The sequence below is a fragment of the Streptomyces sp. AC627_RSS907 genome, assembly GCF_019049165.1.
Map to the genome: position 1 here is coordinate 107,958 of NZ_JAGMUE010000111.1, position 12,308 is coordinate 120,265.

Below are 12,308 nucleotides of genomic sequence, written 5' to 3' on the forward strand. Positions count from 1 at the left end.
GGGGTGGGTGTGCGGTCGGTCAGCGGTACGAGGCTCTGGTGCGGATCCGGGAGACCGCGAGCAGCACCAGGAGGGTCGCCGCCATGAGGACCACGGCGACGGCGGAGCCGGCGAACAGGGCGCCGCGGTCGGTGGCCGCGTAGATCAGCACCGGCAGCGGGGTCCAGTCGGGCGGGTAGAGCATCATCGTGGCGCTCAGCTCGCCCATGGACAGGGCGAAGCACAGGCCGGCGGCGGCGCTCAGGGACGGCAGCAGCAGCGGCAGCCTGACCCGCCACAGGACGTGGGCCGGGGAGGCGCCGAGGGAGGCGGCGGCCTGCTCGTACGCCGGGTCGAGGCGGGTGAGCGCGGCGGAGACGGACTGGTGGGCGAAGGCGGTGACCAGGACGGTGTGGGCGATGATCACGATCCAGCGGGTGCCGTTGAGCAGCATCGGCGGCTGGGAGAAGGCGACCAGGGTCGCGAGGCCGACGACGACGGAGGGCACGGCGAGGGGCAGCACGAACAGGGCGTCGAGCGCCTTGCGGTGCCGCTTCCTCATCGCCGCCGCCGCGAGCGCGGCCCAGGTCCCGGTGGCGAGGGCGAGGAGGCTGGCGGTGACGGCGGTGACCAGGCTGGTGGTGAGCGCCTGGAGGGCCTCGCCGCGGGTGGCCGCCTGGTAGTGGGCCGTGGTGAGGCCGGAGGGCAGGACGCTGGACCAGTTGGTGGCGAGGGAGGCGCCGAGGACGACGAGGAGCGGGAGGGCGAACAGGGGCAGGAAGAGGAGGAGGAAGACCGTCCACACGGCCCACCTCGCCCTGCGGCTATGCACCAGCACGACGGCTCACCACCCGGTAGAGGCCGTACAGGCCCACGGAGATCAGGACGTTGACGACGGCGACCACGCAGGCGCCCGGGTAGTCGGACTCCAGGATCGCCTTGCCGTAGACGAGCGTCGGCAGGGTCGTGACGCCCTTGGCGCCGGTGAACAGCACGATGCCGAACTCGTTCAGGCACAGGACGAGGACCAGGCTCCCGCCGGCCGCGAGGGCGGGCAGCGCCTCCGGCAGGATCACCTGCCGGACGATGCGGGGCGCACGGGCGCCCAGCGAACTGGCGGCCTCCAGCTGAGCGGTGTCCAGCTGGGAGAAGGCGGCGAGCAGCGGGCGCATCACGAACGGCGTGAAGTACGTGATCTCCGCGAGCAGCACGCCCCAGGGCGTGGTGAGGAACTGGAACGGCCCCTCGGCGGCGCCCGTGACGTCGGTCCACGCCCCGTTGGCCATGCCGACCGAGCCGTAGACGAAGAGCAGGGCGAGCGTGATCAGGAAGGACGGGAAGGAGAGGAAGACGTCGATGAACCGGGAGACGGCGCGGGCGCCCGGGAACGGCACGAAGGCGATGACCAGGGCGAGGACGAAGCCGAGGACCAGGCAGCCGGCGGTGGCGGCGACCGCCAGCCACACCGTGGTCCACAGCGCCTCCCGGAAGGCTTCCGAGGCGAAGACGTCGGCGTAGGGCTGGAGGGAGGTGCCGCCGGTGTCGGGCTGGAAGGACTGCTGGACGACGAGGGCGAGGGGGTAGAGGAAGAAGAGGGCGAGGAGGGCCACGGGAGGCAGGGCCCAGACCCAGGCCGGGACCGTGGCACGGGTCCGTTCCCCGGTGGCCGGGGTGCCGAGCGGCGTCGTCCTAGCCATGCCCGCCCACCTCGGCCGCGAGCAGTACGGCGTCGTCCGGGGCGAAGTGCAGGGTGACCTTGTCCCCGTGGGCGGGCGGGTCCCGCAGCTCGCGCAGGTCGGCCATCACGCGGTGGCCGGCCACCTCGACGTACAGCCGGTGTGTGGAGCCCCGCCACTGGATCTCCCTGAGCGTCCCGGTGAGCCGGTTGGGCCCGTCACCGAGCCCGACCAGGTGCGGCCGTACGCACAGGGTGGCCGACGCGCCCCGCGCGGCGCCTCCCGTGTCGACCTTGATCTCGGTGTCCCCGAGGACCACTCCCCCGCCGCCCACCGTCACCGGCAGCAGGTTCGCGTTGCCCACGAAGGACGCCGTGAACTCGTTGGCCGGCGCCCGGTACAGCTCCCGCGGGGTGCCGCAGGCCTGGAGGCGGGCCTTGTCCATCACGGCGATCCGGTCGGCGAGGGTCAGTGCCTCCACCTGGTCGTGGGTGACGTACAGGAGGGACACGTCGGGCAGTTCGCGGTGCAGGCGGGCCAGTTCGGCGAGCATGCCGGAGCGCAGCTGGGCGTCGAGCGCGGACAGCGGTTCGTCGAGGAGGAGGACGTCCGGCCGGATGGCGAGCGCGCGGGCGATGGCGACGCGCTGCTGCTGGCCGCCGGACAGCTCGCGGGGGTAGCGGCGGGCGTAGGCGCCCATGCCGGTCATGTCCAGCGCCTCGGCGACCCGCTCCCGGATGCCGGCCCGGGGGACCTTGCGGGCGCGCAGCCCGAAGGCGACGTTGTCCGCCACCCGCATGTGCGGGAACAGGGCGTACTGCTGGACGACCATGCCGATGCCGCGCCGGTGCGGGGGCACGTCGGTGACGTCGCGGTCGCCGAGGAACACCCGCCCCGAGGCGGGCCGCACGAACCCGGCGACCGCCCGCAGCGCGGTGGTCTTGCCGGATCCGGACGGCCCGAGGAGCGCCATGACCTCGCCGGGTTCGACGGTGAGGTCCAGGTCGTCGAGCACGACGTTGCCGTCGTAGGCGACGGTGACGTGGTCGAAGCGGATGCCGCTGGTGCCGGTGGGCTTGCCGGTCCCGGTGGTCCTGGTGGGCCCGGTGGTCTTGCCGGTCCCGGTGGGCCCGGTGGTCCCGCTGGTTCCGCTGGTTCCGCTGGTTCCGCTGGTGGCCATCAGCCGGCTCCCCGCAGGAGGGCGGGCAGGCCGGTGACGGAGTCGAGGACGTGGGTCGCGCCCGCCGCGCGGAAGGCGTCGTCGCCGTGCGCGCCGGTGCGTACTCCGGCGACCAGTCCCGCGCCGGCCCGTACGCCGCTGAGCACGTCGTACGAGGTGTCGCCGACGACGGCGACCTGGCGTACGTCGTCGGCGGCCCCGGTGCGCAGGAAGGCCTCCAGCACCATGTCCGGGTAGGGCCGTCCGCGTCCCCCGGCGTCGGCGGGGCACAGGGTGAGCGGCACCAGGTCGCGCCAGCCGAGCGCGTCGAGGATGGCGTCCTGGGTGACGCGGGCGAAGCCGGTGGTCAGGACGACGGTACGGCCGCCGTCCAGGAGTTCCCCGATCGTCTCGCGGGCGCCGGGGACGGGGGCGACCAGGCCCTCGTCGACGAGGGCGCCGTACGCCTTCTCGAAGGCGGTGTTGGCGTGCTGGGCGCGGTCCTCGTCGCCGAACAGGTGCCGGAAGACGGAGATCTTGGACTCGCCCATGGTGGCGCGGACGTAGTCGAGCTTGTGGGTGTGGTCCGGGGTGCCGGGCTCGACGCCGAGCTCGCGGGCGGCGGCGTCGAAGGCGCGCTCGACAAGGCCGCCGTCGGCGACGGTGGTGCCGGCCATGTCGAGGACGACGAGGCGGATGTCGGGGGCGGGGGTGGCGTCGGGGGTCGTCATGGTGTTCACCAGCCCAGTTCGTTCGCGGTGGTCTCGGCTATCGCGGGGGAGCAGGTCATGCCGCGCCCGCCGGGCCCGGTGACCAGCCACACCCCGTCGCGCACCCGCTGGCGGTGCACGACGCGGCTCTTGTCGGTGCACTGCGCGTACACCCCGGCCCAGCGGCGGCGGATCCTGGGCAGCGGGCGGCCGAGGAGGGACTCGACGACACCGGTGAGGTGCTCGTAGGGGTCCTCGACGGTGTCGAAGGCGAAGGGGTGCTCGTACTCGTGGGTGTCGCCGATGGTCAGGCCGCCGTCGGCGCGCTGGACCATCAGCAGCTGCATCTTGTGCTCCGCGGCCGTCGCGGGCTGCGGCTGCCGCGCGTTCAGCTCGTCCAGGGCGGGCGAGCCGTACGCGGGGTAGTAGCGGAAGCTGTCGGCGTCGGCGACCGAGGTGGTCAGCGGTTCGCCGAGGGGGTCGGTCTGCATCATCTGGAGGCGGACCCGGCGCACGGGCAGGTCGGGCCCGGCCAGCTCGCGCACGAGGCCGCCGAGCCAGGCGCCGGTGCACAGGACGACGACGTCGCCGGTGTGGGTGTCGCCGTGGTCGTCGCGGACGGCCCGCTCGCCGACGACGTCGCGGACCTCGCGGCCGGGCAGGAAGGTGTAGCGCGGGGACTTCAGCAGCTCGGCGCGCAGGGCGAGCTGGGCGGTGCGCGGTTCGACGGCGGCGTCACGCTCGCAGTACAGCGCGGCGTCGAACTCGCCGCGCAGGGCGGGGTTGAGGGCGCGGGCCTCACCGGGGGTGAGGAGCTTGTGGCCGCGGGCGGCGGCGTCCGGGCGGGCGACGGCCGCCTCGGCGACGGCGCGTTCCAGGTCGCCGCGCAGGGGGGTCAGGGAGCCGTTCGGGCGGAAGCCCAGCGCCGGGACCCGGCCGCCGATCTCCTCCCACAGCTCCCGGGCCCGCAACGCGGTCTCCAGCTCCTCGCCACCCGCGCGGCCACTGACCCAGATCTGGCCGAAATTGCGCAGCGAGGCGCCGCGCGCCTCGGTCTCGCGCTCGATCTGTACGACCTCGTGGCCGCGGTTCACTGCGTGCCAGGCGTGCATGGTGCCCACCACGCCGGCTCCGACGACTATCACTCTCACGACCGCCACGCTCCTTGACATCGGGGAACCGGAGGAATCCGGCCGACAACGGGAGCGTGAACTGGTCATCACGTTTGGGCTAGACCCGTTATCTTTTCGTTATGAAAACGGGTATGCGACAGGGGTGGTTTTCAGCCACCCAGGTGGGTCGTGAAGGAGAAGCGGTCGCCCCGGTACAGCGTCCGGACGCGTTCCAGCGGGCGGCCCTCCGTGTCCCGCGAGACGCGGTGGATGAGCAGCATCGGAAGGGCCGGCGGGGTGCCGATGAGCAGGGCCTCGCGCGGGGTGGCGAGCACGGTCTCGATGCGTTCGTCGGCGTCACCGAAGGCGATGCCCTGCGCGGCGAGGTGGGCGTAGAAGGACGAGTCCGGGTCGAAGGCGGTGTCCAGGCCGGGGACCCGGGCGACGGCGACGTAGGTGCTCTCCAGGCCGACCCGCTCGTCGTCGGCGAGCAGCACGCGCTCCAGGTGCCAGACGGGCTCCCCGCGGGTGAGGCCGGTCTCGGCGGCGAGCGCGTCGGGGCAGGGGAAGCGGTCGAGGGTGACGAGCGCGCGGCCGGGGGTACGGCCCTGGCGCCGGACGCCCTCGGTGTAGCTGGCCAGGGAGAGCGGCTGCTCCAGCTTGGGGCCCGCGACCACGGTGCCGCGCCCCTGCCTGCGCAGCTTGCCCTCCAGTACGAGTTCGCGCAGGGCCTGGCGCACGGTCTCGCGGGCGACGCCGTACCGCTCGGAGAGGTCCCGCTCGGTGGGGATGGCGCCGCCCTCCCCCAGTTCGCCGACGAGACGGTCGATCCGCGCCTTGACGGCGTAGTACTTCGGCACGCGGCCGTGCTCCGGGATCCCGGAGCGGACGGGGGCGCCCGGGGCCTGGTCGTTCGGGTAGTCCACGCAGGGATGGTCGCAGACGGGGGTGACGGGGGAGCCGCCGCCTCCACCCGGCTCGGCCCCGTCCCTCCGCCGAGGGCGGGTGGGACCGGCCAGGGGCGAGTGGTTGCCGGCCAGGGGCCGAGTGGGCTTCCGTGCCCTCCGGTCTGCTCAGCCTCCGTTCCCCCGTCCGAACAGCGGCGCCAACAGGAGCTGGGCCGCGCCCTCCGCGACCGCGCGGGTCCCTCCGGGCGCGATCCGCACCGGTACGGCGCCGTGGCCGCCCTCGCGCCGGGCGCGGGCGTCGAGGACGGCGCCGACGCCGTGGACGAACGCCTCGGGCGCGGCGGCGACCGTCCGGCCACCCAGCAGGACCAGGTCGATGTCCAGCAGCCCGGCGAGGTTCGCGGCCCCCGCGCCCAGCACCCTGGCCGCCTCCGCGAGGTCGCCGCGGGCGACGGCACCGAGACACAGGGCCTCTACGCAACCGCGGGCGCCGCAGGTGCAGGGCGGCCCGTCCAGCTGGATGACCTGGTGCCCGAACTCCCCCGCGCCGGTCCGTGCGCCCCGGTGCACGGAGCCGCCGATCACCAGGCCGGCGCCGAGCCCCGTACCGAGGTGCAGGTAGGCGAAGGAGCCCCCCGCGCCACCCTCCGCAGCGCCTCTCGCGCCCGCGCCACCACCCGGGGTGCCCACCGCACCGCCCGCGCCGCCCGCGCCGGCACCCGCGGCGTTCCGCGTACCACCGCCTGTCCCGCCGACTTCATCACCACCGGCACCACCGGAGCCGCCGTCTGCCCCACCGACACCACCGGCACCACCGGAACTGCCTGCACCGCCTGCACCACCGGCACCACCTGAACTGCCAGCACCACCGGCACCGCCTGCACCACCGGCACCACCGGCACCACCCCCCCAGCCGCCACCACGCCCCACCCCGCCGACCGCGAGACCGAGCGCCGCCGCGTTGGTGTCCTTGTCGACGACGACCGGCACCCCGAGCCGCCGCGCCAGGGCGTCCCGCAGCGGGAAGCCGTCCCACTCCGGAAAGCCCGTGACCCGGTGCAGCACGCCCCGGACGTGGTCGAGCGGGCCGGGCAGGGCGACGCCGAGGCCGAGGAGGGTGGGGGCCGCGGCGAGGGCACCGCCCGGTGGACGCAGGGTGTCCGCCGCCAGCTCCCCGGCGACCCGCGCCACCGCCTCCACCACGGCCGTCGCGCCCGCGCCCAGGTCCAGCGGGGAGCGCCGCTCCCCCACCACGGCGCCGTCGAGATCGACCAGCACCGCCCGCAGCTCGTCCCGGTCCAGGTGCACGCCGAGCGCGTGGCCCGCCTCCGGCACCAGCCGCAGTACCGTGCGCGGCTTGCCGCCCGTGGACGCGCGGCGCCCGGCCTCTGCGGCGAGGCCCTCCTCCCGGAGCCGGGCGGTGATCTTGCTGACCGCCTGCGGGGTGAGCCCGGTCCGCTCGGCGAGTTCCAGCCGGCTGATGCCCTCGGCGCCGGCGGTGCGCAGCAGGTCGAGCACCAGGGCGGTGTTGTGGCTGCGCAGGGCGAGCAGGTTGGCGCCGCCCGCCGCGCCCCGCATGCCGCTGCCCGACGCCGTCCCCCTCACACCGCGCGCCGCCGCGCGCCGCACGCCCGCGCCCCGCGCGGGGACCGCACCCGTACCTCCGCCGTTCGTCCTGTTCACGCCCCCATTGTCTCCGGCGCTTGCACTTTGGCAACACCGTTGCGAAAGTAGGGGGCATGACTGGTACTCCTCCCGGCAATCCCACCGGCACCGCCCCGGGCGGCCCGCTGCGCGTCGGCCTCGTCGGCTACGGACTCGCGGGTTCCGTCTTCCACGCCCCGCTGATCGCCGCCACCGAGGGCCTGGCCCTGGACACGGTGGTCACCTCGAACCCCGAGCGGCAGCAGCAGGCCCGCGCCGAGTTCCCGGAGGTGCGGACCGCCGCCACCCCCGACGAGCTGTTCGACCGGGCCGCCGAGCTGGACCTGATCGTCATCGCGTCCCCGAACAAGACGCACGTGCCGCTCGCGAGGCGCGCCCTGGAGGCCGGTCTGCCGGTCGTGGTGGACAAGCCGGTCGCGGGCACGGCGGCCGAGGCCCGCGAGCTGGCGGCGCTGGCCGAGGAGCGCGGCCTGCTCCTGTCCGTCTTCCAGAACCGCCGCTGGGACAACGACTTCCTCACCCTGCGCAAGCTGCTCGCCGAGGACGCGCTCGGTGACGTGTGGCGCTTCGAGTCCCGCTTCGAGCGCTGGCGGCCGAAGCCGAAGGGCGGCTGGCGCGAGTCCGGCGACCCGGCAGAGATCGGAGGTCTCCTGTACGACCTCGGCAGCCACGTCGTCGACCAGGCGCTCGTCCTGTTCGGCCCGGCCACGCAGGTGTACGCCGAGTCGGTCGTGCGGCGCGCGGGCGCGGAGGCGGACGACGACACGTTCATCGCGATCACGCACGCGAACGGCGTCCGCTCCCACCTCTACGTCTCCTCCACCGCCGCCCAGCTCGGCCCCCGCTTCCGCGTGCTGGGCTCGAAGGCCGGCTACGTCAAGCACGGCCTGGACCCGCAGGAGGCGGCGCTGCGCGAGGGCAAGCGGCCCGGCCCTGGCTGGGGCGAGGAGGACGAGTCGCTGTGGGGCCGCGTGGGCGCCGGGGAGTCCCCGGTGACCGGCGGCGGAAGCGTGGTGGAGACCGTCCCGGGCGACTACCCCGCCTACTACGCGGCGGTGGCGCGGGCCCTGCTGGCCGGCGGCCCGAACCCGGTCGGCGCCCAGGAGGCGGCCGCCGCGCTGGACGTGCTGGAGGCGGCCCGCCGGTCGGCCCGCGACTCAGCGGTGGTGGCCCTGTGAGCCCCGGCCGCGACAGGTCCCCGTCCTCCCCCGCCCCGACCGTCGAGGAGCTGGAGGCGCAGGAACGCCGCCTGGTCTTCCGCCGGTTCACGAACGACGACGCGTGGGCGCTCGGCTCCCTCCTGGTCGAGCTGGCCCGGGAGCGGCAGGCCCCGGTCGCCATCGACATCCACCGCGCGGGGCAGCAGCTCTTCCACGCCGCCGTGCCCGGTTCGACCCCCGACAACGACGCCTGGATCGCCCGCAAGCGCCGGGTGGTGGAGCGGTACGGCTCCGCGTCGTACCTGGTCGGCTCCCGTTTCCGGGCCAAGGGCACGACCTTCGAGGAGTCCTCGCGGCTCGACGCCGACACCTACGCGGCGCACGGCGGCTCCTTCCCGATCACGGTGGCCGACGTCGGTGTGGTCGGCGCGGTGACGGTCTCCGGGCTGCCGCAGGTGGAGGACCACCGGCTCGTGGTGGAGGCGCTGGAGCGTTTCCTGGGCGAGTAGCCCGTACGGCGGCCCCCGGGAATGCACTCCCCGGTCCCTCCGGTTGGCACGCGGTGCAGGCACGAGGAACGATCACGACACCCCACCGGAGGGATCGCAGCCCATGAACGACGAGACGGCTTCCGTGAAGGAATCGATCGGGCGGTACGGCATCTGGAGCGCGGGCCTGCGCGCCGAGGACCCGGAGCGTGCCGGCGAACGGGCCGAGGCCGCCGCCGAGGTGGAGCGGCTCGGGTTCGGTGCCGTGTGGCTCGGCGGCAACAGCGCCGCCCGGAACGCCGCTCCGCTGATCGAGGCGACCTCGCGCATCGTCGTCGCCACCAGCATCCAGAGCATCTGGGACCACACGGCCTCCGAGGCGGCGGCGGGCTTCGCCGAGCTGGAGGTGGCCCACCCCGGCCGCTTCCTGCTCGGCCTCGGCGTGAGCCACGGCCCGCGGGTGGAGGGGTACAGCCGCCCCTACTCGACGATGGTCGGCTACCTCGACGACCTGGACAAGGCGGGGATGCGGGCCGGTCACCGCGTCCTGGCCGCGCTCGGCCCGAAGATGCTGGAGCTGTCCCGGGACCGGGCGGCCGGCGCGATCCCGTACCTCGTCACGCCCGAGCACACCGCGCAGGCCCGCGAGACGCTCGGCGAGGGTCCGCTGCTCGCCCCGGAGTTCAAGGTCGTCCTCGACGCCGACCCCGCCCGTGCCCGCGCGACGGCCCGCGCCTACCTCGCCCGGTACCTGGAGTTCCCGAACTACACCAGGAACTTCCTCCGCCTCGGCTTCACCGACGCCGACGTCGCGGACGGCGGCAGCGACCGCCTGATCGACGCCGTCTTCGCCTGGGGCGACGACGACACGATCCGCTCCCGCATCGACGCCTTCCACGACGCGGGCGCCGACCACGTGGCCCTCCAGGTGGTGGAGGACGCCGACGCGGACCCCCTCCCGAGAGAGGGCTGGCGCAGGCTCGCCTCCCTCCTGGCGTAGCGGAAAGCCCCTCTGGGCGCGGGGCCGTGGCGTGTGCGGCTGCGCCGCGTGGGCGCGACCAGCCGCACACGGCCCGCGGCCGACGGCACACCGCGGTCCCCCGCGCCCCGGCGGGGCGCCTACGCGTCCTCGAGTTCCTGGCGCCTACGCGTCCTTGAGTTCCTGCCGCTGCCGGCCGAGCCCGTCGATCTCCAGCTCGACGACGTCCCCGGCCCGCAGGTACGGCTTCGGCTCGGGCCGCCCCATCGCCACCCCCGCCGGCGTCCCGGTGTTGATGACGTCACCGGGACGCAGCACCATGAAGCGACTGACGTACCGCACGACCTCTCCCACGGGGAAGATCTGCTCCGCCGTGGTCCCGTCCTGCTTCAACTCCCCGTTCACCCACAGCCGCAGCGACAGCCGCTGCGGGTCGGGGACCTCGTCGGCGGTCACCAGCCACGGCCCCAGCGGGTTGAAGGTCTCGCAGTTCTTGCCCTTGTCCCAGGTCCCGCCGCGCTCGAGCTGGAACTCCCGCTCGGACACGTCGTGCGCGACGGCGTACCCGGCGACACACGCGAGCCCTTCCTCCGCCGACCCCAGGTAGCGGGCCGTGCGCCCGATCACGACCGCCAGCTCCACCTCCCAGTCGGTCCTGGTCGAGCCGCGCGGCACGAGGACGGTGTCGTCGGGCCCGACCACCGTGTCCGGCGCCTTGAAGAAGACGACGGGCTCGGCGGGCGGCTCGGCCCCCGTCTCCCGGGCGTGGTCGTGGTAGTTGAGCCCGATGCACACGATCTTGCCGATGCGCGCCACGGGCGGCCCCACCCGCAGCCCCGTGGCGTCCAGGGCGGGCAGCTCACCGGCGTCGGCGGCGGCCCGTACCCGGCCGAGCGCGGCCTCGTCGGCGAGAAGGGCCCCGTCGATGTCCGTCACCATGCCCGACAGGTCTCGCAGAATCCCGTCGGCGTCGAGCAGCGCGGGTCGCTCCGACCCCGCCGTACCGACTCGCAACAGCTTCATGATCCCCAACTCCTCGATCGCGGGCGGCCCGCCCGATGAGGTGCGACCTGGATGCGGCAGTGCGCAGCCATCGGAGGACTGGTCGATCGTCCAAGGTCGGGGTCCACTCCGCAATACCCCGTTCACGTACTGGACCGTAGCCCCGCCGCTCGCGCCTGACTTCAGCGGTACAGAACGGCCCGTTCGACGGCGCTCCACGTCGTGCTGGTGACGACGTACAGCGCGGCGGCCAGCGGCACCACGGCCACGGTGACGAGGGTGAAGAAGGACATGAACGGCATGACCTTGGTGACCGCCGTGACCGCTTGCTGCCCCGGCACCTGCTCCCCGTCACCGGCGCGGCCGGGCGGCAGCACCGGACGGTCGGCCATCGTCCGCCGGGTGAGCCGGTAGCTGAAGACGGCGACCCCGGCGACGCACGCGAACAGCACGGCGTAGACGAGCCCGGCGTCCCCGGCCACCCCGCCGTCGCCGAGCGCGTCGGCCCACCGTCCGCCGAGCGGGGCGGCGAGGAGCTGGTGCGAGAGCAGCGCGTTGGCCTCGCCGCCGATCGAGGTGCTGGAGAAGAGGTGGTAGAGGAGGAAGAAGGCGGGCACCTGGCACAGGCTGGGCAGGCAGCCGGACAGCGGCGACACCTTCTCCTCGGCGTGCAGTTCGAGCACGGCCCGCTGGAGCTTCTCGGGGTTCTTCGCGTGCTTGCGGCGCAGTTCGGCGATCCTCGGCTGGAGCTCGGTGCGCGCCTTCTGCCCGCGCGCCGCGGCCCGGGACAGCGGGTGGACGAGGAGCCGTACGAGGGCGGTGAACAGGACGATGGCGGCGGCCGTGGCCGAGGCTCCGAACAGCGGCTGGAGCAGGTCGGCGAGGCGCTCGACCAGGCTGGCGAAAACGGACATGGGTGGGTGAGCCCTCCGGGGGTCTCGTCGTGCCGGGCAAGGGGAACGGCGGCATGACGACACGACCCGCGCAGGGGGTGGCCTCGGTGGAGGGGTGCCCTACGCGGCGGTCGCCGGGAGGGCGTGTCCGGGCGCTCGGGGCCGGCGGCGGCCGGGGGCGTCGGGATCACGTTGGGGCAGGAATGCCGTACGAAGGTCCCGGTCCCTGATGGCCGTACGCACCCGGGTGCGCGGCACGGCGGGCGCGCAGCGGGCGGCGACGACGGCGCAGAGGGCGAGCGCGGAGCCGACCGCGGTGGTCGCGGCGAGCGCGACGGTGGCGGAGAGGCTGCCCACGTCGACGAGCGCGACGGGGACGAGGACGAGCAGCAGGACGAGAAGGGGACGCAGGACGGCCCGGCCTCGGGTCATCGGCGACTCCTCCCGTACACGCGTTTGCCCCAGTTGTAGCCCCAGTTATACAGGACGAGAGGGGGCCGCCCCTGGGCCGTCCTCCGCCGACGGCCCAGGGGAGCGTGCGGGCACGGCGGGCGTGCGCCCCTGTGCACGCGTGCCA

General features: G+C 74.5%; 13 protein-coding genes. 3 read left to right on the plus strand and 10 right to left on the minus strand.

What is annotated here, in order from left to right:
- Window positions 1-19: 19 nt before the first annotated feature.
- The 7 genes from KUM32_RS24145 to KUM32_RS24175 form a co-directional block, all read right to left on the minus strand.
- The gene (locus KUM32_RS24145; protein WP_217144037.1) at window positions 20-817 is read right to left on the minus strand and encodes an ABC transporter permease; all 798 of its coding nucleotides are present in this window, start codon (window positions 815-817) and stop codon (window positions 20-22) included.
- A complete protein-coding gene (locus tag KUM32_RS24150; protein WP_217144038.1) occupies window positions 804-1,676 on the minus strand; it encodes a 2-aminoethylphosphonate ABC transporter permease subunit in 873 nt (290 codons plus the stop codon). The genes KUM32_RS24145 and KUM32_RS24150 overlap by 14 nt, the downstream gene beginning before the upstream one ends.
- Entirely contained in the window at window positions 1,669-2,835 is a 1,167-nt protein-coding gene (locus KUM32_RS24155; protein WP_217144039.1) for an ABC transporter ATP-binding protein, read from the minus strand. Before KUM32_RS24155 ends, KUM32_RS24150 begins: the two co-directional genes overlap by 8 nt.
- The gene (locus KUM32_RS24160; RefSeq protein WP_217144040.1) at window positions 2,835-3,545 is read right to left on the minus strand and encodes a phosphonatase-like hydrolase; all 711 of its coding nucleotides are present in this window, start codon (window positions 3,543-3,545) and stop codon (window positions 2,835-2,837) included. The genes KUM32_RS24155 and KUM32_RS24160 overlap by 1 nt, the downstream gene beginning before the upstream one ends.
- Window positions 3,546-3,550: 5 nt before the next feature.
- Window positions 3,551-4,696, minus strand: coding sequence for a TIGR03364 family FAD-dependent oxidoreductase (locus KUM32_RS24165; protein WP_217144041.1), 1,146 nt, complete (start codon window positions 4,694-4,696; stop codon window positions 3,551-3,553).
- Window positions 4,697-4,806: 110 nt separating this feature from the next.
- The gene (locus KUM32_RS24170) at window positions 4,807-5,562 is read right to left on the minus strand and encodes a GntR family transcriptional regulator (RefSeq protein WP_217144042.1); all 756 of its coding nucleotides are present in this window, start codon (window positions 5,560-5,562) and stop codon (window positions 4,807-4,809) included.
- Window positions 5,563-5,709: 147 nt separating this feature from the next.
- Window positions 5,710-7,122 (minus strand): ROK family transcriptional regulator, encoded by a 1,413-nt coding sequence (locus KUM32_RS24175; RefSeq protein WP_217144092.1) that lies wholly within the window; start codon window positions 7,120-7,122, stop codon window positions 5,710-5,712.
- A gap of 161 nt (window positions 7,123-7,283) precedes the next feature.
- On the opposite strand from KUM32_RS24175, the gene KUM32_RS24180 reads away from it, so the two are divergent.
- The 3 genes from KUM32_RS24180 (at window position 7,284) to KUM32_RS24190 (ending at window position 9,857) form a co-directional block, all read left to right on the plus strand.
- Window positions 7,284-8,387, plus strand: a complete 1,104-nt coding sequence (locus KUM32_RS24180) for a Gfo/Idh/MocA family oxidoreductase (protein ID WP_217144043.1) — start codon at window positions 7,284-7,286, stop codon at window positions 8,385-8,387.
- The gene (locus tag KUM32_RS24185) at window positions 8,384-8,878 is read left to right on the plus strand and encodes a heme-degrading domain-containing protein (RefSeq protein ID WP_217144044.1); all 495 of its coding nucleotides are present in this window, start codon (window positions 8,384-8,386) and stop codon (window positions 8,876-8,878) included. The genes KUM32_RS24180 and KUM32_RS24185 overlap by 4 nt, the downstream gene beginning before the upstream one ends.
- A gap of 103 nt (window positions 8,879-8,981) precedes the next feature.
- Window positions 8,982-9,857, plus strand: coding sequence for an LLM class F420-dependent oxidoreductase (locus KUM32_RS24190; RefSeq protein WP_217144045.1), 876 nt, complete (start codon window positions 8,982-8,984; stop codon window positions 9,855-9,857).
- A gap of 144 nt (window positions 9,858-10,001) precedes the next feature.
- Here KUM32_RS24190 and KUM32_RS24195 read toward each other — a convergent pair whose 3' ends face one another.
- The 3 genes from KUM32_RS24195 to KUM32_RS24205 all read right to left on the minus strand — a co-directional run bounded on the left by KUM32_RS24195 (window position 10,002) and on the right by KUM32_RS24205 (window position 12,163).
- The gene (locus KUM32_RS24195) at window positions 10,002-10,859 is read right to left on the minus strand and encodes a fumarylacetoacetate hydrolase family protein (RefSeq protein ID WP_217144046.1); all 858 of its coding nucleotides are present in this window, start codon (window positions 10,857-10,859) and stop codon (window positions 10,002-10,004) included.
- 161 nt (window positions 10,860-11,020) lie between these two features.
- Complete coding sequence (locus KUM32_RS24200; protein ID WP_217144047.1) at window positions 11,021-11,752, minus strand: YidC/Oxa1 family membrane protein insertase; 732 nt, start codon at window positions 11,750-11,752, stop codon at window positions 11,021-11,023.
- A 99-nt stretch (window positions 11,753-11,851) separates the two neighbouring features.
- Window positions 11,852-12,163: a DUF6412 domain-containing protein gene (locus KUM32_RS24205; protein WP_217144048.1), complete on the minus strand. Its 312-nt coding sequence runs from the start codon at window positions 12,161-12,163 to the stop codon at window positions 11,852-11,854.
- Between the last annotated feature and the right edge of the window lie 145 nt (window positions 12,164-12,308).

Bases quoted from the DNA above. Each gene is read 5' to 3' on its own strand.
- KUM32_RS24160 (WP_217144040.1), bottom strand. From the start codon at position 3,545: ATGACGACCCCCGACGCCACCCCCGCCCCCGACATCCGCCTCGTCGTC.
- KUM32_RS24190 (WP_217144045.1), top strand. From the start codon at position 8,982: ATGAACGACGAGACGGCTTCCGTGAAGGAATCGATCGGGCGGTACGGC.
- KUM32_RS24155 (WP_217144039.1), bottom strand. From the start codon at position 2,835: ATGGCCACCAGCGGAACCAGCGGAACCAGCGGAACCAGCGGGACCACC.
- KUM32_RS24180 (WP_217144043.1), top strand. From the start codon at position 7,284: ATGACTGGTACTCCTCCCGGCAATCCCACCGGCACCGCCCCGGGCGGC.
- KUM32_RS24175 (WP_217144092.1), bottom strand. From the start codon at position 7,122: ATGCGGGGCGCGGCGGGCGGCGCCAACCTGCTCGCCCTGCGCAGCCAC.
- KUM32_RS24195 (WP_217144046.1), bottom strand. From the start codon at position 10,859: ATGAAGCTGTTGCGAGTCGGTACGGCGGGGTCGGAGCGACCCGCGCTG.
- KUM32_RS24205 (WP_217144048.1), bottom strand. From the start codon at position 12,163: ATGACCCGAGGCCGGGCCGTCCTGCGTCCCCTTCTCGTCCTGCTGCTC.
- KUM32_RS24150 (WP_217144038.1), bottom strand. From the start codon at position 1,676: ATGGCTAGGACGACGCCGCTCGGCACCCCGGCCACCGGGGAACGGACC.
- KUM32_RS24200 (WP_217144047.1), bottom strand. From the start codon at position 11,752: ATGTCCGTTTTCGCCAGCCTGGTCGAGCGCCTCGCCGACCTGCTCCAG.
- KUM32_RS24165 (WP_217144041.1), bottom strand. From the start codon at position 4,696: ATGTCAAGGAGCGTGGCGGTCGTGAGAGTGATAGTCGTCGGAGCCGGC.